Genomic DNA, 24,244 nt, shown 5'->3' with positions numbered 1-24,244 from the left:
CCGGGAGCCGTCTTCTCATGCTGCGAAGCATCAATCGTGGCCTTGTTCCCTCAGCGCCCGCGCGTCCCGAGGCTGAGGTTCCCCTTGACGCAGCCGAAACTAAGTTGGAGGATTGTCAAAGGGATATTGGGAAGAATCTGCGCGATTTCCCTGCGACTGCCTTAAGTTGAGTCAAATGTAGCGTCCTGTGACCGAAGCTTTTGCCGAGGTCGCGGCCTGTTCTCGAATCGGTGTTTCGACCATGTCCGATACAGTCCGCTCACTCAGCACTTCCGGATTAACGCCGAAGAGGCAGCTCCAAACTTGGTCAGATGCGCTGACCGATCTCTGCGGCCAGTTTGATGTCGATCCGCTGGAAGGTTCTTCGCTCGAGGCGCGAATCAACTACACTACCGTCTCGCAGCTCAAACTGTGTCAGATCGAGGCAAGTCAGCATCGCATCGCGCACACGGTCTCAGGCACGAAACTGAGCGAACATCCCTACGTCAAGATACTGTTCCAGACCTACGGCATCTCGCATTTCGAACAGGGCGGCCGTCGCATCGACATCATGCCCGGCGATTGCCTCGCCTATGACGTCTCCTGCCCGCACACGATCGTCAGCCCCTCGCTGACCCGGCACGAGGTCGTGATCGTCCCAAAGGCACTGCTTCACGAACGCGGCTTCCGCACGGCAAAGATGTTGCCGTGCAAGCTCTCCGCGCGTAACGGCACCGGCCGCATCGCCTACGACTTCGTGCACACCGCGTTTGACGAAGCGAACAGGCTGTCGCCCTACAACGCCATCGGCGTCGCTGATTCGCTGATCGATCTGCTGCTGTTGCCGCTGCGCGAGGCCGACACGATGTTCGATCGCGTCGGTCCCGAGGCGATGTACATCCGGGCTCAAGCCTTCATCCGCGAACATTTGCGCGACCCGGAGCTTTGCATCGACCAGATCTCGGCGGCATTGGGCTGCACCAAGCGCTATCTGCACATGCTGTTCAGCGACAAGGGCATGACCGTCAGCGATTACATATGGCGGGCGAGGCTGCTGCACTGCCGGCAGGAGCTGGAGACCCAGCACGGAAAGACGATCACGGACGTCGCATTTTCGTGGGGCTTTTCCAGCTCGTCGCACTTCAGCCGCGTGTTCCGGAAGCATTTCGGGTTCGTTCCCTCCGCCATCCACAAGGCGCATTGCGCCGATCCGGCGCGGGACGCTTCCTGACGCGAGCATCCGGCAAGCTGATGTTCTGCTGCGCATTGCCGCCGACTCTCCTGCGTTATATCCGAGCCTAGAAGGTCGCCTTCAGGCCCGCGTAAAAGGCGCGCGGCCGCGCCGGGAGGACCGAACGCGGGTCGGTGAAGGCCGCGCCGCCATTGGTGAAATTGGGAATATCATCCATCTCGAAGAACGTCCCGTAAGTCGCATAGCGATTATCCAGGATATTGTCGACGCGGCCGTAGATCTGAAACGTCTTGTTGATCTGATACGAAGCGTGCAGGTTGAAAACCGAATAGCCGGGGAGCCTCGCCGCCTGATTGGATTCATCGCCGGCAAAATACTGGCTCGCGACGAACAACGCATCGCCGCCGACCTTGAAGGCGTCGGTGACAGAATAATCGATGCCAACCTTGACCCGGTTGCGTGGGATCGCGGGGATTCGGTTGCCCGGTACGATCTGGACATTGCCGTCGGCATCGGCAAACGGGCTGTTGGAGCCGACCTGCAGGGCATCGAGGAAGCGCGCATCCACGAGAGCATAGCTGGCATAGAGTTGCAGCGTCTTCGACGTCAGATTGACCTGGGCCTCGATGCCCTGGCGCCGTGTCCTGCCCACGTTCTGGAAATAGCCAAATCCCTGCAACTCAGGGCTGGGAATCGCCAGGATGTCATCGGCATTCGTCGCGCGGAACGCGCCGACCTTCCACCCGAGCGTTCCGATATTCAGCTCCTTGGTGCCGCGCAGGCCGGCCTCAACGGTACGGGACACGACTTGTTTCAGCGGCGGATCCGCGATCAGGAATGCTGCGATGAGACAGGGGCGCGCCGGGTCCGCACACGCGAGCTCCAGCGGGGTCGGGGCGCGGTTGGCTTCGGAATACCCTGCATAGGCCGTCAAGCCCGGCGTGATCTTGTATGTGCCGCCGATCATTGGATTGAAGCGGCTGAACGTATGATTACCATTGAGCGCGGTGCCGATTTGATCCTCAAGCACGATACGCGCATGGTTGAACCGGCCGCCGCCCGAGATTAAGAACGCGTCCGTCACGTCGAACGTGTCGAGCGCATAGACTCCGGTGTATTTGTTGGTGGCTCGAAGCGAGACCGGACCGATGGATATGGGCTCACCGGACGGCCCGAGAAATATGCCGCTGCCGTTGACGACATAATTTGAGCCGATCGTGCCCAGTTCCGCGCTGGCCCCGAAGCGGGTGACGCCGGAGTCGAAACTGGTGCCGATCATGAACTGGTTGTTGTGTCCGAATAACTGGTCGGTGTTGGTTGCCTGCAGGGTCGCCCCTGTCGTCGTCGAACGGGTTGTTGTCCGATCGATCTGTCCCAGCACCGCGTCCGCGGGGAAGGGATTTGCAAGCTGGACCCCGTTAAGGCCGTTTGCCGGCACGTCATCATCGTTGAAGCAAAGCAGCCCCGGATCGGCGGCACATGGCTCCGTCTCAGTCGGGTTTCCGTCCACAGTCTTCTGCCGGAACGTGCGGACGCGCACCGAGCCGTCGATCGTCCAGGTCGGTGTGACCTCGACCTTTCCGGTCAGGTTCGCGTAGGCAACGCGGTTGTCCGTGGTCTGCGGTGTTGTATAGGTCGCGCCCCAATACTTCTGCAGAAGTTCGACCGGCACCGCCGCCGCTGCGCCGAAATTGTTTTTGGCAACGCCTACGTTGAGGTGAAATTCGCTGCTGTCGGTCCGGTAGCCGACATCGCCATAGAAGCGCCGAATGGCTGATTCTGAAAAATTGCGGTAGCCGTTGTCGCGCACACCTTCCAGCGCACCATAGACGGAGAAATTGTCGATCTGCTTGCCATACTGCGCCGAACTCTGGATACGTCCGAACGAGCCGCCCATCGTGTTGATTTCGGCACCTTTATAGTTGAATCCGTCCTTCATCTGCACGTTGACGGCTCCGCCCAGCGCATTGAGACCGAACGCGGGATTGTTGGTTACGACGGTGGCCGACCTGATCGCAGCGGTCGGGATCAGGTCCCAATTAACGGTGTCGCCGAACGCTTCGTTGATGCGCATCCCGTTCTGGTAAACCGCCAGTCCCTGAGGAGTTCCGGCGACCGGAGATGCGACGAAACCTCGAAACTGTACGTCAGGCATAAATGGATTTCCGGTAGTATCACTGATGATGATACCCGGCACCTGTTGCTGCAGTGCATCCGCGATGTTCAGCGAGCCCGTGCGCGCGATCTGCCCAGCACCAAAGGCATTGATTGCTGCCGGCACCTTGTCGACGTCCATTCCCAAGCCGACCGTCGGCGTAGGTGCGGTCGGATAGACATAGACCCTGCGCACATTTCGGGTGGCTCGAAGTGCAGTACTGCCGCGGGCTGGTCGGGCCGCTGGTCGGGCTGATGTCGTTGGGGCGATCACCTCGATGGCCGGCAGGACCTCGCTATCGCTTGACGCAGTTTGGGCCTGCGCACTGTTACCCCCGGGAACGAAGCATAGCGATAGTGTCCCAATAAACAGGAATCGAGCGCCCATTCTATTTCATCCCCATTCCATACCGGCCGCATTGGTCCCCGCCGGTTGGTTGCGGACGATCTTAGAACGTCAATCAGGTCGCGCACCATTCAAAACGTCCCGACCAAAAAGGGAAAAATTCCCGAGTCAGTAACGCGCGTCCCTCGGAATCACGGCCTCCACGGTTACGCCGCTGTCTCCGGAAGCAATCGTGAGCGAGCCACCCAGCGCCAGAATGCGCTCGCGCATTCCCGTGAGCCCAAGACCAAGCTTGTGATCCGGCCTCAATCCGCCGCCATTGTCGCGGACCAGCACCAAGACGCCGCCTCGTCCGGTCAATCCCGAGGACAGCTCAATAGGTTCAACGGTTACGTTGACGCAGGTGGCACCCGCGTGGCGAAAGACATTGGTCAGTGCTTCCTGAATGGTGCGGTAGATCGTCAAGTCGGCCGTCTCGCCTGTGTCGCCGAGCGACTGCGAGATTGCCGTTTCGATAACGACGTCGGGATGCGACTCCCCCCACAGACGCAGGAGCGCACCGAGCGCTTCGCGAAGACCGAGCTCCGTCAGTCCCGCAGGGCGCAGCTTTTCAAGCACCCGCCGATTGGACTGCTGCAAGGCGTTTACCTGTTCCAATATCGCGCTGCCGTGCTTTCGCGTCGCCTCTACGTTTGGATCCTTTGCGTCTGCGATCCGGGTCAGCGCACCGGCATGGGCTCGCAAGGCAAAGAGATACGGCCCGAATTCATCATGAAGCTCGCGCGCGATTTCCTTACGTTCGACATCCTGCAGCGAGACGACGCGCTCGGCCAGGCGCCTCTTGTCGTCAACCGCATTACCCAAAGTGGCGGCGAGGTGATTCAACTTGTCGCAGATGGCCACCAGTTCCGGCGGGCCATCCGGCTTCACGCGCGTGTCGTAGCCGCCGGCTTCGATTTTCGTCATTGCTTCCGAAAGCGTCTGGATTGGCGCAAGCGCCCGGCTGACGACCCTGATCGTAATGAGGAAGAGAATGATCGCAATCACCGTGCCGATCAGGAGCTGAGTGATAATTCCATCCCAGATCTCGGCCACCTCGTCGTTCGGATGCGATGTGATGAGCAGCGAACCCGGTTTTCCCTTGATTGAGATCGGCACGTTCACCGTGGTCTTTTCGGGGTGAACAAGCGTGACAAACCATGCCGGCGGTGAGCGTGCATCGGCATTGTCGTCCGGGTTGGCCGCTGCCCCGGCTCGCTCGGCCGCTTCACCCTGCCGCGTGATACTGACGTGGCGAAGCCGGTTGAGGTCGTGAACAATCTGGTTCAGCCGCACTTCTGCGTCTGGCGCCTCATTCAGTCCCGCAACGATCGTATCGATGAATTCACGCGCCAGCCGAATGACGCTTTGATCTTCGGCCCGGACGCGAGGTCCAGCCTCAAGCACAAGTCGCGCAATATTGGCGGCTAAACCGAGCGTGAGGACGAGCGCGAGCAGCAAGTTTATCCGGGCGCGTAAGGAAAGTTTTTGCCACATAGCCTTTGTCCAGGAGAGAACTCGCGTTTGTCTGGGAGCGAAACCGTCTTCGGTTCCTCGTTGAGGGGAGCGTTGACAGATAAAACTGGCGCCTATCTAATCGAACCGTATAGCAACATCGCCCGGGTTGCATGACCATCGACGGCAAGTATCGCCCCGAAGTCTGTGCGGTGTTTCGCCTGATGCGGTGCGGCAACGGGAGTGACGCGGGTATTCGGGACCAATGCCAATGCGCATTCTGATCGTTGATGACCATCGCATCGTTGCTTCGGGGTGCCGTGCCCTGTTCGCGGACGACCCCGAGATCGACATATTGGAAGCCTCCGACGCGGAGAGTGGCGAGCGCGTGTTCGGCGAACGTCATCCGGATATCTGCGTGCTCGATATCAACCTGCCGACGGTTTCCGGGTTTGAACTGGCCCGACGCCTCCTAGGGCGCGATGCCTCGGTACGTATCATCATGTTCAGCATGAACGATGATCCGGTATTCGCCGCGCGCGCCATCCAAGTCGGCGCCAAGGGTTATGTTTCCAAAACCGGGGATCCTCAGGAGCTGGTTGAGGCCATCCGTGAAGTTGCAAAGGGGGGAGTTTATCTGCCGCCGGCGATGGCTCGAAGTATTGCATTCGCGAGACCCTCGTTCGCCCAGAGCCCTCTTTCGAAATTGACTTCACGCGAGATGGAGATATTGCGCCTGCTCAGTGCCGGCAAAAGCCTGTCCGAAATTGCGTGGTTGGTCCATTCCTCCTACAAGACGGTCGCCAATACCTCCTCGATTATGCGCCAAAAGCTCGGTGTGCGTACATCTGCCGAACTGGTGCGGTTAGCAATCGAGAACCGCGTGGCTTGAGATGACGCGAAGCGGCGCTGGAGTGGCCAATTCATGACGATGCAAACCGTTTCGCTCAACAAATCGCACAGCGGTGTGCAGGGCGTTTACAAGCACCCCAGCCGCGAGACCCGCACCGACATGACCTTCTCGGTCTATGTCCCTCCGCACGCCGGCGGCGCCAGGCTGCCGGTGGTCTGGTATCTCTCCGGCCTGACCTGCACCCACGCCAACGTGACGGAAAAGGGCGAATTCCGCAGCGCCTGCGCCGCACTTGGATTGATCTTCGTTGCGCCCGACACCAGCCCGCGCGGTGAAGGCGTGCCCGGCGATCCCGCCAATGCCTACGATTTTGGGCTTGGTGCCGGCTTCTATGTCGATGCGACGCAGGAGCCGTTCGCCCGCAATTACCGCATGTGGAGCTACGTCACGGAAGAGCTGCCGAAACTGGTCGCCGAAAACTTTCCCGTGGACCCGAATCGGCAATCCATTCTTGGCCACTCCATGGGCGGTCACGGCGCGCTGACGGTCGCGCTGCGCCATCCCGACCGCTATCGCGCGGCAAGCGCGTTTTCGCCGATCGTCGCGCCCTCGCAGGTGCCGTGGGGTATCAAGGCCCTCGGTGGTTATCTTGGCGACGTCAGGCAAGCATGGCGCAAGCACGATGCGGTGGCGTTGATCGAGGACGGCGCCAGAGTGTCCGATCTCCTGGTCGACTACGGTGACGCCGATCAGTTTCTGACCCAACAGCTCCGCCCGGAGCTGCTGCAGGGCGCATGCGAGAAAGCCAAAATCCCCCTCACCTTGCGCCGGCAGCCCGGCTATGACCACAGCTACTACTTCATCTCCACGTTCATGTCCGATCATCTGCGCTGGCACGCCGAGCGCCTGAAGGGCTGAAACGGCGTAGAGCCGTCCCACAGAGAATTGGGTTGCAAGCCAAAACAATTCGGTCATGGTTCAGGTCAAACGGTCCGCCATACGGCGAAGAGAAAGACCTGTCAGGGAGAAGCCATGTTCCGATGGTTGGTCGTTGCGATCGGTTTCTGCATCGCGGCCACCCCCGTGCTCGCGGCCGACCCGATCGAGATCGGCATCGGCTATCTCGGCCGCGCCGGCGTCAAGGCGAAATTGTCGCTCGTCGAACTGCCAGCCGAGAACGACGGCCTTGCCGGCGCACGCCTTGCCATCGAGGACAACAACACCACGGGTAAGTTCCTCAATCAGCATTTCACGCTGGAGGAAGTCCGGCTCAAGGACAATGAGGATGTCGCAAAGGCCGCGGCGGCGCTTGCCGCGCGCACCGGCTTCATCATTGCCGACCTTCCTGCGGACGATTTATTGAAGGCAGCCGACACGCTTCGCGAACGCGGCACGTTGCTATTGAATGCCGGCGCGATCGACGACCGGTTGCGCGAACAGGACTGTCGCGCCAACGTGATCCATGTCGCGCCGACGCGCTCGATGCTGGCGGATGCGCTCGCCCAGTATCTGGTGTGGAAGCAATGGAAGCGCTGGCTGTTTGTCGTCGGCTCGCATCAGCAGGACAAACTGTATGCCGACGCATTGCGCCGCGCAGCGACGCGCTTCGGCGCCAAGATCGTTCAGGAGCGAATCTTCGAAGACACCGGTGGCGCCCGCCGTACCGACAGCGGCGTCACTTTGATCCAGCGGCAAATGCCGGTGTTCACCCAGCAAGCGCCGGCCTATGACGTCCTCGTCGCTGCTGACGAAAGCGAGGTATTTGCGTCCTACCTGCCCTACCGCACTTGGGACCCACGTCCGGTTGCCGGCTCGGCCGGGCTGGTTCCGACCAGTTGGCACGCCGCGCAGGACCAGTGGGGCGCGATCCAGATCCAGAACCGGTTTGCAAAATTGAATTTGCGACACATGACCGCACTGGACATGCAAGCATGGACGGCAGCGCGCATGATCGGTGAAGCGACATCGCGCACGAAGTCCGGTGACCCAAAGCCGGTATCGGAGTTTCTTAAAGGACCCGACTTTTCCATTGCGGCGTTCAAGGGCCGGCGGCTGACGCTGCGGGACTGGAACCTGCAGCTTCGTCAGCCAATCCTGCTGGTCGATGGGCGCATGGTGGTCTCGGTTTCGCCGCAGGAAGGATTTTTGCACCAGGTGTCGGAGCTCGATACACTTGGCGCCGATCGGCCGGAAACCAAGTGCAAGCTACAATGAGGGAGGATGGATTGCGTATGTACCGTCATTGCCTGCTTTCCGGAATGGCTTTCCTGCTCGCGACGGCGGGCCCCGCCTCGGCCTTCATCGCCTATGTATCCAACGAGAAGAGTAATACTGTATCCGTGATCGATACGAACAGTTGGACCGTCACCAAGACGATCAAGGTCGGCCAGCGGCCGCGCGGCATCGAGTTCACGAGGGACGGCAAGTTTGTTTTCGTGGCGGTCGGCGATGACGACAGCATTCAGGTCATCGACGTCGCCAAGCAGGAGGTGGTCGATACCCTGCCCTCCGGCCCGGACCCCGAACTGTTCGCCCTCGATTCTGAGGGCAAGCTCCTCTACGTCGCCAACGAGAACGACAACACGGTGACCATCATCGACGTCGAAAAGCGCGCCCGTCTGGGCGAAATCCAGGTCGGCGTCGAGCCGGAGGGCATGGCGATCAGCCCGGACGGCAAAATCCTGATCAATACTTCCGAGACTACCAACATGGCGCATTTCATCGACACCGCGACGCGCCAGATCGTCGCCAATGTTTTGGTCGATGCGCGCCCGCGCTTCGCCGAGTTCAAGCGTGACAATTCCGAAGTGTGGGTATCGTCGGAGATCGGCGGCACCATTTCGGTGATCGATCCGGTCAAGCGGGAGGTCACGAAGAAGATTACATTCGAGATTCCCGGCTTACGGAGCGAAGCCATCCAGCCGGTCGGCATCGGCATGACCAAGGACGGCAAGACCGCTTTCGTCGCGCTCGGCCCTGCCAATCGCGTCGCGGTCGTTGATGCCGCCAGCCACAAGGTCACCAAGTATCTGCTGGTGGGACAGCGGGTGTGGCACATGGCATTCACCCCGGACGAGAAATATCTGATGGTTACCAATGGCGTTTCGAACGACGTCTCGATCATCGACGTCGCCGCGCAGAAGGTCATCAAGACGATCCAGGTCGGCGAGCTGCCCTGGGGTATCACGATTGCAGAGCCATGAAGGCCACTGACAAACTTTCCGCTGGTCAGAACACGCAGGACATTCCTTCCCGGCTTGACGCCGCGGAGATACCAGCGTTGTCGATCGACGGCGTCAGCCATTCCTATGGCGCCCGACATGCACTGATCGACATCGGCTTCACCGTCGCACCAGCAAGTTTCACGGCGCTGCTTGGCCTGAACGGCGCCGGCAAGAGCACGCTGTTCTCGCTGATCACGCGGCTGTTCGGAATCCAGCGCGGACATATCGGGATTTTCGGCCATGACGTCGCGCGAGCGCCCGGCGAAGCATTGCGCCTGCTCGGCGTGGTGTTTCAGCCCCGCACGCTCGATCTCGACCTCTCGGTGACGCAGAACCTGCTTTATCACGCAGCCCTGCACGGCATCGCCAGACGCGATGCCCGCGAACGTAGCCGCGAGGTGCTGGCTCGCATCGGCCTTGCCGACCGCGCCGGCAGCAAGGTGCGCGATCTCTCCGGCGGCCAGATGCGACGGTTGGAAATCGCACGGGCGCTTCTGCACCGCCCGCGGCTGCTCCTGCTCGACGAGGCAACCGTCGGCCTCGACGTCAAGGCACGCGCCGACATCCTCAACCACGTCCGCCAGCTCGTCACCGAACAGGGAATAAGCGTGTTGTGGGCGACACATCTGTTCGACGAGATCGGTTCAAACGACGATCTGATAGTGCTGCATCAGGGCCGCGTACTGGCCCAGGGCAAGGTGGCGCGGGTTATCGCCGATACCGGCGGCAGCGATATCAACACGGCGTTCATGCGGCTGACCGGCTCCACCGCGCAGAGCGGGAGTCCAGCATCATGACATCAGCCACCATAAGGCCGATCCGGAGCGGCTTCTCGCTCGCCGAATATTTCACCTGCCTGAGCGGTATCGTGTGGCGCGAGGCGCTTCGTTTCCTGCATCAGCGCGAACGCTTCATCTCGGCGCTGGTGCGGCCTTTGGTGTGGCTGTTCATCTTCGCCGCCGGCTTCCGCCAGGTGCTCGGCCTCTCCATCATCCCACCCTACGAAACCTACATCCTGTATGAGGTCTATATCGCGCCCGGCCTGATGGCGATGATCCAGCTCTTCAACGGCATGCAGTCCTCGCTCTCCATGGTCTACGACCGCGAGATGGGCAATATGCGGACGTTGCTGGTGAGCCCGCTGCCGCGATGGTTTCTCTTGTCCTGCAAGCTTCTGGCGGGAACCGCGGTCTCGCTGCTCCAGGTGTATGCCTTCCTGCTGATCGCCTGGTTCTGGGATATCGCGCCTCCGCCGGCCGGCTATCTGACGGTGCTGCCCGCGCTGATCTTGTCGGGCCTAATGCTCGGCGCCTTGGGGATGCTGATCTCTTCCGGCATCAAGCAGCTTGAGAATTTTGCGGGCGTGATGAACTTTGTCATCTTCCCGATGTTCTTCGCTTCCTCGGCGCTCTATCCGCTGTGGCGCATCCTGGAGAGCAGCCCGATGCTCTACTATGTCTGTCAGTTCAATCCGTTCACGCATGCCGTGGAGCTGATACGTTTTGCGCTGTATGGGCAAGTGAACTGGATCGCGCTCGCGGTCGTCGGCGGCTGCACGATCGTCTTCATGGTCGGCGCAATTTACGCCTACGATCCATCGCGTGGCCTGATCCGCCGCGGACCGGCCGGAGGCGAGACATGAAATATCGGACCGCAATCGTAGCTTGTCTTGCCGTTATGGCGACGATCAGGTTCTGCCATGCCGCCGATCCCCGCTATCCGGATTGGCCGTGCACCCAGGCCAAGGTGCCCGAGATATCCCTCGCCGCGGTGTGGGCAGGCCCACCGCTCGACGACATCTCCGGCAAGTGGAAGGACGATGCCAAGGTCAGCGCGCTGGTAGCAAAGCTCGCGGCGCGGCGCACCCCGCTTGAGGAAGCGCAGAAGGCAATCACAGAATATCTGAACGGTGCAGCCGACAAGACCGGAAGCGGAAAATTGCTGTTTTCCGGCCTGTTCGATTCCCTCAATGCCCAACGCTCCCAGGTCCTGAATGGGCTGGAGCGCGTGACCCGCAAGCAACGCGCGGCCGCCGAAAAAATCCGTGACGATACGCTCGCCCTGCAGGCGCTGCACGGCGCGTCCCCGCCCGATCAGGCCAAGATCGACGAGCTCGGCAATCAGCTGGTGTGGCAGACGCGGATCTTCGAGGATCGGAGGAATGTCATTAAATTCGTCTGCGAGGTGCCAACGGCGATCGACCAGCGTCTGTTCGCGCTCGGACGAACGATTCAGCAGGAGATAGAATAGTCCCTAGCGCCGCGACGAAGTCTCCTCACCTGTCCGCGGCTCCGGTTGCGACTCAGTGAGGTCCAGGCCGGCCCGTTCCCAGCCGTCGGTTCCATCGGGGTACCACGCTACATTGGAATAGCCGTATGCCAGGATTCGCTTTGCCGCGTTCCAGGACATCCAGCAATCGGCCTGACAGTAAACCACGACCAGCGCGATAGTGTTGCCCGCCGTCGCGCGGACGAGGCCGCGCCGCAGATAATCTTCCGTCGCCGCCGCGAGCTTTCCGTAGCCGGTGTCCGGCAGCCACATGCTGCCGGGAATGTTGAGCCGCGGCTGATCGCGCCAGACCGTGCCTTCGGGAAGATTGTGCGGCTTCGGCGCGCGGGGCATTACGTCGATGAACACGGCCGCTTTTGCTCGCCAGATCGCGCCGGCTTCCGCGGTCGTCAGAACGCGCGCATCGGCAAGGGTCGCGGGGACCGGCGCACGGTAGTCTTCCATGCGGTACCCGTCGGGCTCAGGAGGCCTGTCCTGCGCTGATGTCGAGACAATGAATGTGAACGCCGCAAGGATCAGGCCTGCGAGCGCTTCCTTCATGGCGTTTTCGTTGCCGTCTCCGCGCCGATCGGCCGATCGTTTTCGTCGAGCAAGGGAACGCCGTAATCCAGCAATATCTTGTTGATGGCCGGTTGGTTCTCTTGGATCAGGCGGTTAAGCAGCCGTTTCCAGTTCTGATCGGCCGCCCGCACTCCCATGCCGATGCGATAGGCCAGTCGCGGGCCCGTCTTTTCCTTCACGAGAGGCGTGACATGGAGCGGCGGGTTCGCCTTCTTCGCATAGAAGCCCGCCATCGGTCCCCAGAGAATGCCGGCGTCAATCTTACCCGACATCAGGTCGGCGATCATGGCTTCCGCTGACGAGTCGATGCGCGTATCGACCATCAACTGATATGGCTTGGCATTCGCCATCAGGCCGTTGATCGCCATGTTCGTGGCCGGCGGCGTGCCTGCCACGATGCCGATATGTTTGCCTTTCAGGCGCTCGTCTTCCAGCGTCGCAACGTCTTCGAGGCCGCTGCCCCGCTTGGCAACCAGCGCATAGGCGGTACGGTAATAGGGATTGGTACCCTGGACCAGGTCGTCGCCTTGCGGGAAGCCCATGATGACGTCGCAACGATGGGCCCCAAGCGTCATCCGGACGAAGCCGGTCGCCTGCGGGAAATACATGTAGTCCAGCTTCTTCTGCAGTTTCTCCGCGAACAGCTCGGCAAGCTTGTTCTCGAAACCCTCGCCCTTGTCGTTGGAAAACGGCAGATTGTGCGGATCGGCGCAGACGCGCAGCACCTTGGGATCGACGAGTTCGATCGACAAATCGCCCGTTTCGTTGATCTGCGCGCGCGCGACATCACGCCCGATGAGCACGGCGAGGATCGTCAGTATCGAAATCGTCAGCCAGCGCTTCTGCCCGGCATATGTCATCAAAAGCTGCTGCACTTCCGGCCCACCATGGTTGCAAACTTCGGAAAAATATCGGCAACCCCGACGAACGAAGTTCCGTTGAAGCCGCAGACGAGCAAAATGCTAAGCTTGTCAATTGGACCCTGCAACAGGAATAATCCCGATAGCGGCCTCGTTGCCTGTGCTGCGACGCAAACCAGGTTACGATGAAGCATGGAATTGTCGACAGCGCTTCGTGGTGAGACGGAGGCCGAAATATGGCTCATGCCGCAGTGATCCTGGCCGCGTTCGCGATGCTCGCTACGGCAACAGCCTCGCGCGCGCAGCAAATTGAGTTGCCCGTGAACTCCGTTGCGGATGGCGTGTTCGTGCACAACGGCCAAACCGCGCAGATGACGCGCGAGAACGACGGCGCGATCGCCAATGTCGGTTTCATCGTTGGCGAAGATGCGGTCGCGGTAATCGATACCGGTGGCAGCGTCCGCGAGGGACGACAATTGATGGCAGCCATTCGCGCCCGCACGGACAAGCCGATCCGCTACGTCATCAATACGCACGGCCATCCCGATCACGTTTTCGGCAACGCCGCCTTCGTGCAGGACGGAACGACGTTCGTCGGCCACGCGAACCTGCCACGCACGCTGGCCGCGCGCGGACAATTCTATCTCGATGCGTTTCGCCGGACCATGGGCGATGAGCTGATCGACGAGATCCGCATCGTGCCACCAACGCTGCTCGTCAGCGGCACGCTCAACCTGGATCTCGGCGCGCGAACCCTCGTCTTGCGGGCGTGGCCTGCCGCGCATAGCGATTGCGATCTCACGGTGCTCGATGAAAAATCCGGAACCTTGTTTGCGGGCGATCTGGTGTTTCTGGCCCACACGCCCGTGCTGGACGGCAGCATCCGCGGCTGGCTGGGCGCGCTCGGCGAGCTCGGCGCCCTATCAGCGCAACGCGTGGTTCCCGGTCACGGTCCTGTGAGTGCATGGCCGGCCGCCCTAGCCGACGAGCGCCGCTATCTCGAAACGCTGGCCTCGGACGTCCGCGGGCTCGTCGCAAGCGGCAAGCCGATTGCGGCAGCGAGCTCGGCAGCGAGCTCCGAGCGATCCCGATGGGAATTGTTCGACGACTTCAACAGCCGCAACGCAACCGCAGCATTTTCGGAAATTGAATGGGAATAGTGCGCGCATTGCCCTATATTGCGTGCGTTGCTTCCAAATTCACGAAGGTGGCGCATGCCCGGATCTTTTTTCCGCCTGTTCGCCGTCGCTGGCTTGCTGCTGCTCGGCGCTCCGCTGGCGCTTGCGGCAACGCCAAATGACGCCTGGCCGGGCCTGGTCCAGGACATCTTCAACAATCGTCCGATGAGCGATGGCAGCGACGTGATCGCCATCGAAATGCCGTCGCGTGCCGAGGATGCCGCCATCGTGCCGGTGACCTTGCGAACGAAGCTATCGCCCGGTGACGTCAGGCAGGTGCTGAGCATTACGCTGGTCATCGACCGGAACCCCGCGCCGATGGCGGCGAAATTCCAGCTCGGGCCGGACGCCAAAGTGTCGGAGATATCCACCCGCGTCCGCGTCAACAATTACACCGATGTTCATGCGGTGGCCGAACTCAGCGACGGCAAACTTTACATGGTCAAGACTTATGTGAAGGCGTCCGGCGGCTGTTCGGCACCTGCCGCCAAGAACGCCGACGAGGCCAAGGGCCGGCTCGGCCAGATGCGCTACCGGCAATTCGGAAAAGCCGATGAAGGCCCCGTCAGCGGCGCGCGCGAAGCCCAAATCATGATCGGGCATCCCAACAATTCCGGTTTGCAGATGGACCAGGTCACGCACCTCTATGTCCCGGCCTTCTTCGTCAATGAACTGCGGCTTTGGCAGGACGACAGCCTGGTGTTGACGATGGAAGGCGGCATTTCAATTTCGGAAGATCCCAATATCAGGTTCACCTACGTATCGAATGGCGCGAAACGTTTCCGCGCCGAGGCAAAGGATACCGAGGGACACATCTTCCAGCGCGAATGGAAGATCGATGATTCCGGGATCTAATCCGAGCCGCGTTCAGCGCTTCAGAAACAGCGCACTTCCGCTTCGGCCTGGGCCCGTCTGAGCTCGTTGAGCGCGTTTGCCGCCTGCGCGGATGTGCGGAATGGCCCGCCTAGATCTCCCCGGACCTGCGACATGCTGAGCACGGTTTCGGCTGTGATATAGCGTTGATAAGGCAGGAGCGAAGCGACAACGTCGATCGAACAGGAGCATTGCGCGATCGCCTGCCGCGTCTCGCCATTTGCCTTCAGGCAGCCAAAAACGTACTCAACGCGCGCCGATGTCGGATAGTCGTTGATGTCCTGGGCGCGCGTGGTCACGACCATCGTCAACAGCGCCATCAACGCGGCGACAATACGTCGTACCGATCCGACAAGCATCATCGTCTTCCTCCCACTGCTAACCGTGGAAGCTATGCTATGACTGCCCCGCTGAAAAGCAGACGTTCGAGGAAACGGCTCAACGGATCATGAAACTTTTTGTTCGCATGCTGCTTGCCACGATTGTTTCAGTCTCGTTCGGCACGTGCTGCAGCGCCGAGGCTTTACGCGTTGCGGTGCAGAAGACCGGAACATTCGCCTGGGAACTCGCCGTGATCCGTGCGCACGGCCTCGACAAGCGGGCCGGCCTCTCGGTCCAGGTTCTCGAATTGGCGAGCCCCGAGGCGGGCAAGATAGCGCTTCGTGCCGGAAACGCCGACATTGTGGTCACCGACTGGCTTTGGGTGTCGCGCGAACGGGGACTTGGCGCCAAACTGACATTCTATCCTTATTCGAGCGCGCTCGGCGCCGTGATGGTACCTGCCTCATCGCCGATCCAGAGCTTGGCCGATCTCAAGGGCCGCAAGCTCGCCGTCGCGGGTGGCCCGATCGACAAGAGCTGGCTGCTGCTGCTGGCGTGGTTGAAGCAGGGCGGCATCGACCTGAAGTCGGACGCGACCATCGCTTACGGCGCACCACCGCTGCTGGCAGCGAAGACGCTGAGCGGGGAAATGGATGCGACGTTGAACTACTGGAATTTCTGCGCCGGACTGGAAGCGAAGGGCTTCCGCCGTGTCGCCGGCATTGAGGATCTGCTGCCGAAACTCGGCGCTAAAGGCCGCACCGCGATGATCGGCTACGTCTTCGACGAAAAGTGGGCGAACGCAAACCGGGACAAAATTGCCCGCTTCATTGCCATGACCCGCGCGGCGAAAGAGATCCTGTCGACCTCGGATGCGGAGTGGGAGAAAATTGCGCCACTGACCGGCGCTCCCGATGCCGCAACGTTGCACGCCTATCGCGATCGCTATCGGGAAGGAATTCCGCGTCGCCCGGTCGCGGACGAAGAAGCCGACGCACGCATTCTCTACCGCGTGCTGGCTGACATCGGCGGCCGCGAACTTGTCGGGCCGGCGCGTGAACTCGATTCCGGAACATTCTATCACGCGATCCCGGGAGGCTGAGGTGCCGCGCCTGCTGTCATTCGCTGTGCTGCTCGCAACCTGGTGGATCGGCTCGCTGTTTGTCGGTGACGCGAAGCTGCCACCTCCCCCCACCGTGCTTGCGGTCATGATTGAGGAAGCGAGGTCAGGTGACCTGTTCTTCCATCTCGGCGCGACATTGGCGCGCGTTACGCTCGCCTTCACGCTGGCGATGACGCTGGGCGCCGCCATCGGATACCTGATGGGACGGGTACGGCTTGCGGATCGGCTGGGCGACCCCTGGCTGATCCTGCTGCTCAATCTGCCGGCGCTCGTGGTCATCGTGCTCGCCTACATCTGGGCTGGATTGACTGAAGTCGCCGCTATTGCGGCAATCGCCATCAACAAGCTCCCGACCGCTGTCGTTACGCTGCGCGAGGGCGCGCGTGCCCTCGATGCGGCGCTCGACGAAATGGCGACAGTATTTGCGTTGCCGCGCTGGAAGAAGTTCCGGCACGTCATTTTGCCGCAACTGTCGCCCTATATCGCAGCCGCCGCGCGATCAGGGCTTTCCCTGGTCTGGAAGATCGTCCTTGTTGCGGAATTACTCGGACGTCCGAACGGTGTTGGTTTCGAGATCGGCGTAGCGTTCCAGCTGTTCGACATTCCGCTATTGCTGGCCTATTCACTGAGCTTCGCGGTGGTCGTGCTCCTCATTGAAACCTTGCTGGTGCAGCCATTCGAGGCCCGGCTATCCCGGTGGCGTCCCCGTGCGGCTTGAGGTCGATATCGCCAGCAAGACGTTCAAGAACGCGGCGGGCGAACAGCACGACGTGATCGCCGGCGTCGCCTTTGCGCTTGATGCCGGAGAGGTAGGCGTCTTCGTCGGTCCATCCGGCTGCGGCAAGAGTACGATGCTCAGGATTCTCACCGGCCTCGACCCCGACTTTCAAGGGCGCGTTTCGCGTCCCGCCGGCGCGCGAATCGGTTTCGTGTTTCAGGAGCCGCGGCTGTTGCCCTGGCGGTCGGTCGAAGAAAATGTACGACTTGCCGCGCCCCTGGCCGATGAGGCGAAGCTTTCAGCGCTGTTCGAAATTCTGGAATTGAACGCGCATCGCAACCACTTTCCCGGCGAACTATCGCTAGGTCTGGCACGACGCGTTGCGCTCGCCCGTGCGTTCGCCGTCGAGCCGGCGTTCCTCATTCTCGACGAACCGCTGGCCTCGCTCGATGTCGCCCTCGCCGCCCGCATGCGCGATCAGATTGCCATGTTGATGGACAACCGTTCCATGATTACGCTGCTGGTTACCCACGACGTGGACGACGCGGTTCGCCTTGGCGACCGCCTGTTCCTGTTGTCGCCGCGTCCGGCTCGGGTTCTCGCCGAGCTGCCTATCTGCACACCGCGCGGCGAGCGCGGAGACGCCGAGATTGCCGCAATCAAGTCGGACGTCATGCGGCGAATCAATGGCGATCTCCCCGAGCGGGAAAGTTCATAGGCAGTGCTTGAGGCGCGTGCTACGTTACGTCATCCGCGAGGTTGACGATGAAACGCTCGATCGGAACCGCAGCGCTCGGTCTCGCGCTTGTCACCATGACGGCAACGGCGCAGGACATGATGCGTCACGTGGACCTGTCGTCGCCCGATATGGTCTCGGCCGAAATGACCCGCGGAGAGGTCGAGGCCGCGCTCGCTGCGGCGACCAGCGCCGCGCCAGCCGACTTCACAGGAAAGAGATTATCCGGCCTCGACCTCTCCGGGCTCAACCTGTCCGGCGCAATTTTCCGCGCGGCACGACTCAACAAGACAAAGCTCGCCGGCGCAAAACTCGACCGTGCAATCCTCGACCAGGCATGGCTGCTCGAGGCGGACCTGACCGGAGCAAGCCTGAAGGGCGCAAACCTGTTCGCCTCGCAGATGGTTCGCGCCCGCCTCGACGGCGCCGATCTCTCCGGAGCACGCATCGCTGCCGATCTCACCGGCGCCAGTCTTGTCGGAGCTTCGATCGCAGGAGCAAATCTGGGCGCAGACATGCGCAACCAGTCGATGGGCCTGATGCGCGGGATTCTCAAATCCGCCAATCTGGAACGGCTGAACGCACGCGGCGCCGACCTGTCGCGTGTCGATCTTGAGTTTGCGGCGTTGAAGGGCGGTGACCTCACGGGTGCTTCGCTCAAGGGGGCCCAGCTCGGAGGAGCCGACTTGACCGATATCACCGTCATCGATACCGATTTCGATGGTGCCGATCTCGATTCAGCCAGGTTGATCGCCCCAATCGGCCTCGACCGGGCGAGAAATTTCGATAAGGCCAAAAATCGAGACCGCCTGATAAAGCAATGATGGCTCTAAACGCTCCGTGATGAAAGGATTGCCCGATGCGATGGACCTTGGCTTTGGTGGCTCTGCTGTCAGCGAGCGCCAATGAAGTGGCCGCGCAGGGAAAAGGCATCCGATTGTGGAATCTGACCACCGCGACCATTTCGGAGTTTCAGCTTTCCCCGGTCGGGAAGAACGACTGGGGTCCCAATCTCACCCTGAACGACAAGGACAAGGAAGTCGACCACGACGAGCGCCTGCGTATCACGGGGGTGCAGCCGGGACGCTATGACGCCAAGGTCGGCTATCGCGACGCAAAGCACTGCTTCGTTCGCGACGTCGAGATCAAAGCTGACGCCGTGTTTTCGATCGCGGACAAGGATTTGAAGGACTGCAACAAGTAGCCGCTACAGCCTTCTTGTCGAGGATAGTTCAGCCTGCAGACCACACGGCATCCTTGAATGCCTTTTGGTTGTTACGTGGATATTCGCAACGCCATTTCACCGCGGTCCATTTCGGATGCTCGCCAACCCACTTTGCGATATAGGGCTGCGCGGCCATGGTGCACTGCCGTAAAGAAACATCTGAAGAAAAGACCAGATGGGTTTCCTCGCAGGTGGTCGGCGAGAGCACCGCACAGACGGTCACGACCAAATCTATCGGAGTCATGGCTGATATCCCTTGAATTGCTCCGGAATTAATAACGCCAAAAGCTACGGTAACGGGTGGCGTAAAGTTTCACTACCCCGTGAAAAGCCGGAACCGGACCACGCGGGCGCCGCCAACTCTAAAAGTTAACGCCAAAAACCAGCCTTGCCTGGTGGCGCTCGAAATTGACCAGATCAAGGCCGGCAGTTGACCCCGTCGGACGCCCCCATGCCTGAACGCTCCAGCTTGCGGTCAGCCGCGAGCGTTTCGACAATTGGAAATAAGCGGTTGGACCGACATACAACGCCTGTCCTGCAAGTTCCTCCAAACCGATCCCTCCGTACTTCCGCAAGTACCGCGCTTCACCGCCTAACAGGAAACCGGGACGCAACTGCGCCATTAGCCCAAGCGCCGCCCCTGCGGTGGATTCCCTTTCCATCACACCGCTGCCGACAAGACGCGTCCACTCCGGTTCGTAGATCAGGTTGAACGCCGCGACGACGCGGTTCGGCACGAGCTCCCGGTCCAGCGCCAGCCTGAATTCCGTCCCGAAACTCCGGACCCGTTCAGCCGACGTCTCATCGACCCGATGCGCGTGAGCTTCGACCGCGAAAGTCAGCCCGAATGGCGCCATTTCCCGATCGAGAAACCGGTAGCGCAGATCGAGCGATCCGCCCTGCCACGATAGCCGGCGTTGGTCGTCAAGACCTGGCACGCCACTGATCAGATGCGACGCAAACGTGCTTCCGATCTCGACTCGAAAATTCCGGACAGGCACAAACTCAAGCTCGAACTCCTGGCCGACGGCTCGATAACGGCCGCCGTTCTTGCCGAAGCGCCCGGTCGTCTCGCTTTGAAACTCCCGTTCGCCGACATTGCCGACATCGGTGCCGATCATGAAGCCGAACAGATGCTCGGTATCGATGCCCTCGGCACGGACGCAGGCCGGCAGCAGCGCAGCAAGAGACACCACCGCCGCCTGGAGGGTCTTTGCACGCATCGATATTCGCATTCAGCGGGTCATGGGGTTTGGCCGGCAAGTCCGGCGGAGTCGGCCGAGAACATACCCTAGCATGATGCTGGGACCAGCGGCGAGCCACGGGAACATGTGGAAGAGAGGAATCAGAACGGGATTGCCATCCGGGCGGCCGTCTACAGGGATTCCCGCCCACTTTGGCAGGATCCGCGCCCTGCTCTTGATGCAGGTGGTGGAGAACTTCCAAGGATCATACAGCTTGGGATCGTACAGCTTGCCCGACCCGCAGCAACAGACTGTTGCCGGAGCCGGGCAGACCGTTTCGACGCGTCTATTGACGCGCCGCGCAGGCGTACATGTTGATTTCCATGCCCACCGGCACTTCCACAATCTTCGGAGTTTTCCAACTCATCAGGGTTTCTCCCAAGCAGTGCTGGCACGACGTTCGTGCCGGCATCGAAACTAGGTTGACCTCGAACGTAGCGCAAGCACGGAAGATCCGATGTTGACGCCATACCGAGCATCTGGCACCGGAAACTTCCCTCTCGGGCAAAGCCACTTCGCTCTTGGACAAGGCGAACGAACCAAAGCGACGGATCGACGCACGCGTCGCTTCAGTCACGGTTCGCGAATTCGCCGAAGCCATCTGTCGAAGACGGAGACCTTCGGTCGGCATGCCGACAGACCGGGCCGAGGCGGCGACGCTTCGTCACCGCCTCAGTTTCACGCCTCAGCAATCCTTGTCTGCGGTCTTGCTGTCGGCCTTGGCGCCTTCGGACTGCTGTGCTGCCGTCGGCTCGCCTTGCATCTGCCGCTGCGTATCCTGCGAAGACGCTGCAACGTCTCCCGTCGTTCGATTCATCGTGCCGGTCGGCGGATGTTGACCGGTGTTGCCGGCCATACCCGTTGTCTGGCTGTCGCCCATCTTGGCCGGCCCGGAGCCTGCGTCCTTCAGGCTGGCGGAGCGGCCTGTGTCACAGGGATCAGCCAATGCTGCGCCGGTGCTCAAAACCAGGATGGAGCAACCAGCAATCATGAACTGTTTCATTTTCATCTGTCTCTCCCGTTCTCGTGAAGCACGCACGACCTGAGAGGCAACCGGCCTGTCGTCTGCAGGTTCCGGGTGGCTAGGTAAATCCCGACATGTTTAATCTGACGCCCGGGTTTTTTGACGAGGACAGCCTATGGAACCGATTCACCGAAGGTTGGTCAGTTTTCTTTTCGCGTTGTGCCTTGCGCCGGGTGCATTTGCGCAGGACAGGCAGCCTGACCAAACCGCGCCAAATGCCGAGACCGCCGTGCCCGCCAACGGGACGCCACTGACCGGAAAAGAACGCATGGGTAGGAAGTGGATGGACGAGCAACGGCTCGACAATTGCAACGTGCCGATCGACAAGCGCGGGAGCCGGCCACGATCCAACACCTGCCCGCATGTTCCGTCGGGATGATCGGCGACAACGGCGCAACGACACGGCTGCGAAATTATTTTCGCTTATCCAGCCAGGCTCGGCCACCGGCCGAGAAGATCTTGCGAGGCCTCAAACAGCGCGCTGACGCGCAGCAACTCGATGTCTCCGCGGAATTGCCCGACCAACTGGATGCCGATCGGCAGGCCGTCCGTATCAAAGCCGCAGGGCAGGCTGACGGCGGGATGACCGGTCATGTTGAACGGCATCGTCCAGGGAAACCAACTCGGACGCACGTCGCTGAATACCCGCCCGTCGATTTCTATCGTGCCGAACAGGTCCTGGTCGATCGGAAGCGCGGTTCGGGTAATGGTTGGCATCGCGAGAATGTCGACCCTCTGCAGCAATGTCTGAACCCGCCGGAACAGAACAGTACGGTCAAACATCGCCCGCTGATAGTCAACGCCGCTGACCTTCGTGGCCAGCGCCAGTTGTTTCATGAAAGTCTCGCTCAGCACGTCGCCATGATCGGCCGCAAGCTTCTCGAACCGCGCGCGCCAGGCGGTGTGATTGATGGCGCGCCAGATCGGCTCCACCTCAAATCCGTCGCCGGACATTTCCTCGACCTCGGCCCCAAGGGATTCCAGCCTGGCAAGCGCGACCTTGAATGCAGCAACGACATCGGCCGCAACCGGCCGGCCGAGCGGCGCGAGGCAGAATGCAATCCTGCGCCCGTGCAGATCGCCGTTTGGAGCCGATCCCTCGACAAAATTCCACTGCGGGAATCCGATCGACCATGGATCGGAAGCGTCTTCTCCTGACATCGCCTGCATCATCAGGGCGGTGTCTGCGACGGTGCGCGTCGTGGGCGTCACATAGGTCTGGTTGCCGAACGCGTCCTGCACCTGACTGTGGGGAATAACGCCGTTGCTTTGCTTCAGGCCGACAACGCCGTTGCAGGCTGCCGGAATCCGCGTCGAGCCGCCGCCATCCGTCGCGATGGCAAGAGGCGCGATGCCGCTGGCAACCGCAACCGCCGCTCCTCCGCTTGAACCACCGCTCGAGCGCGCGCCGCTCCAGGCATTGCGCGTGCGGCCGAACAACGGCGAATCTGTCAGGCACTTGGTGCCGAATTCCGGCGTCGTGGTCTTGCCCACCAGAATGGCACCCTCTGCCCGCATTCGCGCCACGGCGACCGCGTCATGATCAGGAACGTTGTCCTTGTAGGGGATCGCGCCGAAGGTGGTTCGCACCCCCTTGGTGTTGACGATATCCTTCACGGTGAACGGAATGCCGTGAAGAAGGCCGAGCTGCCCCCCGGCCATGACCTCACGCTCCGCATTCCTCGCCTCGGCCATGGCCTCATCGCCGCACAGCGTAATGAAGCAGTTCAACTGGGGCTGCAATCGCTCAGCACGCGCAAGAACGGCACGCGTAATTTCGACCGGTGAAACATCCTTGCGGACGATCCGTGCGCGGAGTTCGGTAGCAGGCAAAAGGCACAGTTCATCGCTCATCGCGCTAAAGTCCCCTGGGTCGAATGACGCAAAGATGACATCCACATTGACTTCAGGTCCAATACCATCGCACAACTGACCCATACGATTTTGGTATGGCAAAAATGGATCTCCGGCGTCTCCGGTATTTCGTTGCCGTCGCAGAAGAACGCAGCGTTGGCCAAGCGGCCGTACGGCTGCGCATGGCGCAGCCGCCATTGTCGGTCCAGATCCGCAAGCTGGAATCGGAAGTAGGAACCCCGCTGTTTCGCCGCGGCGCGCGGGGAATGGAGCTGACGGCGGCCGGCCGCGCCTTGCTGTCGCGCGCGCGTGAAGCGCTGGCCCTGACGGCTGAAGGTTTTGAGGCCGCCCGCGCGGTGGCGGCGGGGCGCCGGGGAAGACTGTCGGTCGGTTACATGTTCGCGCTTGCCCATGCCGTGTTGCCGAGGCTCGTTCCGGAACTTCGAAGGGCCTTTCCCAAGGTCGATCTGGAGTTCATCGAACTGAGCGCATCGACGCGTGAGGCACGGCTGCTGGATCACAGCGTGACTGTCGCGCTGTGCATGCCCGCAATTCGCCACAGCGAGATTGAGATCTCCACGATCGGAAAGCAGCGATTGATGCTGGCCATGCCGGCCGGTTCGCAGCTGGCGCGCGCGGCGGCCGTGCCGGTGAGAAAGCTGCAGGGCCGCCCGCTGATAAGTTTACCCGGACCTGCCGAGGATCCAGCGACCTCCGTTGTGACGTCGCTGCTCCGGCGGCATCAGGTCAGCATGCCGGTCGCGAACCGGGTCGAGACGGTGCACTCGGCGCTCAGCCTCGTCCTTGCCGGCGAGGGCATGGCGATCCTTCCCGCCTGTGCCCAGCTCGGATGCCCGACCGGCGTCGTGTTCAGGCCTTTCCTCGACGCCGACGATGCCATCGACGTCGCGGTTTGCTGGCGGAGGGATTCTCTCAATCCGCTGGTCCGGAATTTTCTCAAATGCGCGGAAAAGGTGATCCGCCAGGCCTGATACC

General features: G+C 61.2%; 26 protein-coding genes. 16 read left to right on the top strand and 10 right to left on the bottom strand.

Going from position 1 to position 24,244, the window contains the following annotated elements:
- Window positions 1-241 precede the first annotated feature (241 nt).
- Window positions 242-1,210, top strand: coding sequence for a helix-turn-helix domain-containing protein (locus IVB22_RS07135; protein WP_247516588.1), 969 nt, complete (start codon window positions 242-244; stop codon window positions 1,208-1,210).
- A gap of 67 nt (window positions 1,211-1,277) precedes the next feature.
- Here the strand turns inward: IVB22_RS07135 and IVB22_RS07130 are convergent, their stop codons facing one another.
- Window positions 1,278-3,713 (bottom strand): TonB-dependent receptor, encoded by a 2,436-nt coding sequence (locus IVB22_RS07130; protein WP_247516587.1) that lies wholly within the window; start codon window positions 3,711-3,713, stop codon window positions 1,278-1,280.
- Window positions 3,714-3,839: 126 nt separating this feature from the next.
- Window positions 3,840-5,207, bottom strand: a complete 1,368-nt coding sequence (locus IVB22_RS07125; protein WP_247516586.1) for a histidine kinase — start codon at window positions 5,205-5,207, stop codon at window positions 3,840-3,842.
- Window positions 5,208-5,436: 229 nt separating this feature from the next.
- Between IVB22_RS07125 and IVB22_RS07120 the strand changes: the two genes are divergently transcribed.
- The 7 genes from IVB22_RS07120 to IVB22_RS07090 all read left to right on the top strand — a co-directional run bounded on the left by IVB22_RS07120 (window position 5,437) and on the right by IVB22_RS07090 (window position 11,492).
- The gene (locus IVB22_RS07120; protein WP_247516585.1) at window positions 5,437-6,057 is read left to right on the top strand and encodes a response regulator transcription factor; all 621 of its coding nucleotides are present in this window, start codon (window positions 5,437-5,439) and stop codon (window positions 6,055-6,057) included.
- Window positions 6,058-6,090: 33 nt separating this feature from the next.
- Window positions 6,091-6,936 carry an S-formylglutathione hydrolase gene (gene fghA, locus IVB22_RS07115; RefSeq protein WP_247516584.1) on the top strand — a complete coding sequence of 282 codons (846 nt, stop codon included), beginning with the start codon at window positions 6,091-6,093 and terminating at the stop codon, window positions 6,934-6,936.
- A 114-nt stretch (window positions 6,937-7,050) separates the two neighbouring features.
- Window positions 7,051-8,232 carry an ABC transporter substrate-binding protein gene (locus tag IVB22_RS07110; protein WP_247516583.1) on the top strand — a complete coding sequence of 394 codons (1,182 nt, stop codon included), beginning with the start codon at window positions 7,051-7,053 and terminating at the stop codon, window positions 8,230-8,232.
- Complete coding sequence (locus tag IVB22_RS07105; RefSeq protein ID WP_374207496.1) at window positions 8,229-9,221, top strand: YVTN family beta-propeller repeat protein; 993 nt, start codon at window positions 8,229-8,231, stop codon at window positions 9,219-9,221. The genes IVB22_RS07110 and IVB22_RS07105 overlap by 4 nt, the downstream gene beginning before the upstream one ends.
- Window positions 9,218-10,039 (top strand): ABC transporter ATP-binding protein, encoded by an 822-nt coding sequence (locus IVB22_RS07100; protein WP_247516582.1) that lies wholly within the window; start codon window positions 9,218-9,220, stop codon window positions 10,037-10,039. Before IVB22_RS07105 ends, IVB22_RS07100 begins: the two co-directional genes overlap by 4 nt.
- Window positions 10,036-10,884 carry an ABC transporter permease gene (locus tag IVB22_RS07095; RefSeq protein ID WP_247516580.1) on the top strand — a complete coding sequence of 283 codons (849 nt, stop codon included), beginning with the start codon at window positions 10,036-10,038 and terminating at the stop codon, window positions 10,882-10,884. Before IVB22_RS07100 ends, IVB22_RS07095 begins: the two co-directional genes overlap by 4 nt.
- Window positions 10,881-11,492, top strand: coding sequence for a hypothetical protein (locus tag IVB22_RS07090; protein WP_374207479.1), 612 nt, complete (start codon window positions 10,881-10,883; stop codon window positions 11,490-11,492). Before IVB22_RS07095 ends, IVB22_RS07090 begins: the two co-directional genes overlap by 4 nt.
- Window positions 11,493-11,495: 3 nt before the next feature.
- On the opposite strand, the gene IVB22_RS07085 is transcribed toward IVB22_RS07090, so the two are convergent.
- Both IVB22_RS07085 and IVB22_RS07080 read right to left on the bottom strand, forming a co-directional pair.
- Window positions 11,496-12,071 carry a PQQ-dependent catabolism-associated CXXCW motif protein gene (locus IVB22_RS07085; protein ID WP_247516579.1) on the bottom strand — a complete coding sequence of 192 codons (576 nt, stop codon included), beginning with the start codon at window positions 12,069-12,071 and terminating at the stop codon, window positions 11,496-11,498.
- Window positions 12,068-12,952, bottom strand: a complete 885-nt coding sequence (locus IVB22_RS07080) for a substrate-binding domain-containing protein (RefSeq protein ID WP_247516578.1) — start codon at window positions 12,950-12,952, stop codon at window positions 12,068-12,070. Before IVB22_RS07080 ends, IVB22_RS07085 begins: the two co-directional genes overlap by 4 nt.
- Window positions 12,953-13,188: 236 nt before the next feature.
- Here IVB22_RS07080 and IVB22_RS07075 point away from each other — a divergent pair, with 236 nt between their 5' ends.
- Both IVB22_RS07075 and IVB22_RS07070 read left to right on the top strand, forming a co-directional pair.
- Window positions 13,189-14,112 (top strand): quinoprotein relay system zinc metallohydrolase 2, encoded by a 924-nt coding sequence (locus tag IVB22_RS07075; RefSeq protein ID WP_247516577.1) that lies wholly within the window; start codon window positions 13,189-13,191, stop codon window positions 14,110-14,112.
- A 54-nt stretch (window positions 14,113-14,166) separates the two neighbouring features.
- Complete coding sequence (locus IVB22_RS07070) at window positions 14,167-14,985, top strand: quinoprotein dehydrogenase-associated SoxYZ-like carrier (RefSeq protein WP_247516576.1); 819 nt, start codon at window positions 14,167-14,169, stop codon at window positions 14,983-14,985.
- Window positions 14,986-15,005: 20 nt separating this feature from the next.
- Here IVB22_RS07070 and IVB22_RS07065 read toward each other — a convergent pair whose 3' ends face one another.
- Window positions 15,006-15,365: a hypothetical protein gene (locus tag IVB22_RS07065; protein WP_247516575.1), complete on the bottom strand. Its 360-nt coding sequence runs from the start codon at window positions 15,363-15,365 to the stop codon at window positions 15,006-15,008.
- 104 nt (window positions 15,366-15,469) lie between these two features.
- Here IVB22_RS07065 and IVB22_RS07060 point away from each other — a divergent pair, with 104 nt between their 5' ends.
- The 5 genes from IVB22_RS07060 to IVB22_RS07040 are packed head-to-tail and all read left to right on the top strand — an operon-like array spanning window position 15,470 to window position 19,105.
- A complete protein-coding gene (locus IVB22_RS07060) occupies window positions 15,470-16,426 on the top strand; it encodes an ABC transporter substrate-binding protein (protein WP_374207495.1) in 957 nt (318 codons plus the stop codon).
- 1 nt (window position 16,427) lies between these two features.
- Entirely contained in the window at window positions 16,428-17,165 is a 738-nt protein-coding gene (locus IVB22_RS07055; protein ID WP_247516573.1) for an ABC transporter permease, read from the top strand.
- Complete coding sequence (locus IVB22_RS07050) at window positions 17,155-17,883, top strand: ABC transporter ATP-binding protein (protein ID WP_247516572.1); 729 nt, start codon at window positions 17,155-17,157, stop codon at window positions 17,881-17,883. Before IVB22_RS07055 ends, IVB22_RS07050 begins: the two co-directional genes overlap by 11 nt.
- 47 nt (window positions 17,884-17,930) lie before the next feature.
- Window positions 17,931-18,725: a pentapeptide repeat-containing protein gene (locus IVB22_RS07045; RefSeq protein WP_247516571.1), complete on the top strand. Its 795-nt coding sequence runs from the start codon at window positions 17,931-17,933 to the stop codon at window positions 18,723-18,725.
- 35 nt (window positions 18,726-18,760) lie between these two features.
- Window positions 18,761-19,105, top strand: coding sequence for a hypothetical protein (locus IVB22_RS07040; protein WP_247516570.1), 345 nt, complete (start codon window positions 18,761-18,763; stop codon window positions 19,103-19,105).
- A 28-nt stretch (window positions 19,106-19,133) separates the two neighbouring features.
- Here the strand turns inward: IVB22_RS07040 and IVB22_RS07035 are convergent, their stop codons facing one another.
- The 5 genes from IVB22_RS07035 to IVB22_RS07015 all read right to left on the bottom strand — a co-directional run bounded on the left by IVB22_RS07035 (window position 19,134) and on the right by IVB22_RS07015 (window position 23,248).
- The gene (locus IVB22_RS07035) at window positions 19,134-19,370 is read right to left on the bottom strand and encodes a hypothetical protein (protein WP_247516569.1); all 237 of its coding nucleotides are present in this window, start codon (window positions 19,368-19,370) and stop codon (window positions 19,134-19,136) included.
- 118 nt (window positions 19,371-19,488) lie between these two features.
- Window positions 19,489-20,349, bottom strand: a complete 861-nt coding sequence (locus IVB22_RS07030) for a hypothetical protein (protein ID WP_247516568.1) — start codon at window positions 20,347-20,349, stop codon at window positions 19,489-19,491.
- 307 nt (window positions 20,350-20,656) lie between these two features.
- Window positions 20,657-20,737, bottom strand: coding sequence for a pyrroloquinoline quinone precursor peptide PqqA (pqqA, locus tag IVB22_RS07025; protein ID WP_108512900.1), 81 nt, complete (start codon window positions 20,735-20,737; stop codon window positions 20,657-20,659).
- Between the two features lie 318 nt (window positions 20,738-21,055).
- Window positions 21,056-21,379 (bottom strand): hypothetical protein, encoded by a 324-nt coding sequence (locus tag IVB22_RS07020; RefSeq protein WP_247516567.1) that lies wholly within the window; start codon window positions 21,377-21,379, stop codon window positions 21,056-21,058.
- Between the two features lie 438 nt (window positions 21,380-21,817).
- Window positions 21,818-23,248, bottom strand: a complete 1,431-nt coding sequence (locus IVB22_RS07015) for an amidase (RefSeq protein WP_247516566.1) — start codon at window positions 23,246-23,248, stop codon at window positions 21,818-21,820.
- 104 nt (window positions 23,249-23,352) lie between these two features.
- On the opposite strand from IVB22_RS07015, the gene IVB22_RS07010 reads away from it, so the two are divergent.
- Complete coding sequence (locus IVB22_RS07010; RefSeq protein ID WP_247516565.1) at window positions 23,353-24,240, top strand: LysR family transcriptional regulator; 888 nt, start codon at window positions 23,353-23,355, stop codon at window positions 24,238-24,240.
- Window positions 24,241-24,244 lie beyond the last annotated feature (4 nt).

The organism is Bradyrhizobium sp. 190 (genome assembly GCF_023073415.1).
In the GTDB taxonomy this organism is placed as follows: Bacteria; Pseudomonadota; Alphaproteobacteria; order Rhizobiales; family Xanthobacteraceae; genus Bradyrhizobium.
This window is presented reverse-complemented; position numbering and strand designations above follow the sequence as displayed.

Bases quoted from the DNA above. Each gene is read 5' to 3' on its own strand.
- IVB22_RS07135 (WP_247516588.1), top strand. From the start codon at position 242: ATGTCCGATACAGTCCGCTCACTCAGCACTTCCGGATTAACGCCGAAG.
- IVB22_RS07130 (WP_247516587.1), bottom strand. From the start codon at position 3,713: ATGGGCGCTCGATTCCTGTTTATTGGGACACTATCGCTATGCTTCGTT.
- IVB22_RS07125 (WP_247516586.1), bottom strand. From the start codon at position 5,207: ATGTGGCAAAAACTTTCCTTACGCGCCCGGATAAACTTGCTGCTCGCG.
- IVB22_RS07120 (WP_247516585.1), top strand. From the start codon at position 5,437: ATGCGCATTCTGATCGTTGATGACCATCGCATCGTTGCTTCGGGGTGC.
- fghA (WP_247516584.1), top strand. From the start codon at position 6,091: ATGACGATGCAAACCGTTTCGCTCAACAAATCGCACAGCGGTGTGCAG.
- IVB22_RS07110 (WP_247516583.1), top strand. From the start codon at position 7,051: ATGTTCCGATGGTTGGTCGTTGCGATCGGTTTCTGCATCGCGGCCACC.
- IVB22_RS07105 (WP_374207496.1), top strand. From the start codon at position 8,229: ATGAGGGAGGATGGATTGCGTATGTACCGTCATTGCCTGCTTTCCGGA.
- IVB22_RS07100 (WP_247516582.1), top strand. From the start codon at position 9,218: ATGAAGGCCACTGACAAACTTTCCGCTGGTCAGAACACGCAGGACATT.
- IVB22_RS07095 (WP_247516580.1), top strand. From the start codon at position 10,036: ATGACATCAGCCACCATAAGGCCGATCCGGAGCGGCTTCTCGCTCGCC.
- IVB22_RS07090 (WP_374207479.1), top strand. From the start codon at position 10,881: ATGAAATATCGGACCGCAATCGTAGCTTGTCTTGCCGTTATGGCGACG.
- IVB22_RS07085 (WP_247516579.1), bottom strand. From the start codon at position 12,071: ATGAAGGAAGCGCTCGCAGGCCTGATCCTTGCGGCGTTCACATTCATT.
- IVB22_RS07080 (WP_247516578.1), bottom strand. From the start codon at position 12,952: ATGACATATGCCGGGCAGAAGCGCTGGCTGACGATTTCGATACTGACG.
- IVB22_RS07075 (WP_247516577.1), top strand. From the start codon at position 13,189: ATGGCTCATGCCGCAGTGATCCTGGCCGCGTTCGCGATGCTCGCTACG.
- IVB22_RS07070 (WP_247516576.1), top strand. From the start codon at position 14,167: ATGCCCGGATCTTTTTTCCGCCTGTTCGCCGTCGCTGGCTTGCTGCTG.
- IVB22_RS07065 (WP_247516575.1), bottom strand. From the start codon at position 15,365: ATGATGCTTGTCGGATCGGTACGACGTATTGTCGCCGCGTTGATGGCG.
- IVB22_RS07060 (WP_374207495.1), top strand. From the start codon at position 15,470: ATGCTGCTTGCCACGATTGTTTCAGTCTCGTTCGGCACGTGCTGCAGC.
- IVB22_RS07045 (WP_247516571.1), top strand. From the start codon at position 17,931: ATGAAACGCTCGATCGGAACCGCAGCGCTCGGTCTCGCGCTTGTCACC.
- IVB22_RS07040 (WP_247516570.1), top strand. From the start codon at position 18,761: ATGCGATGGACCTTGGCTTTGGTGGCTCTGCTGTCAGCGAGCGCCAAT.
- IVB22_RS07035 (WP_247516569.1), bottom strand. From the start codon at position 19,370: ATGACTCCGATAGATTTGGTCGTGACCGTCTGTGCGGTGCTCTCGCCG.
- IVB22_RS07030 (WP_247516568.1), bottom strand. From the start codon at position 20,349: ATGCGTGCAAAGACCCTCCAGGCGGCGGTGGTGTCTCTTGCTGCGCTG.
- pqqA (WP_108512900.1), bottom strand. From the start codon at position 20,737: ATGAGTTGGAAAACTCCGAAGATTGTGGAAGTGCCGGTGGGCATGGAA.
- IVB22_RS07020 (WP_247516567.1), bottom strand. From the start codon at position 21,379: ATGAAAATGAAACAGTTCATGATTGCTGGTTGCTCCATCCTGGTTTTG.
- IVB22_RS07015 (WP_247516566.1), bottom strand. From the start codon at position 23,248: ATGAGCGATGAACTGTGCCTTTTGCCTGCTACCGAACTCCGCGCACGG.
- IVB22_RS07010 (WP_247516565.1), top strand. From the start codon at position 23,353: ATGGATCTCCGGCGTCTCCGGTATTTCGTTGCCGTCGCAGAAGAACGC.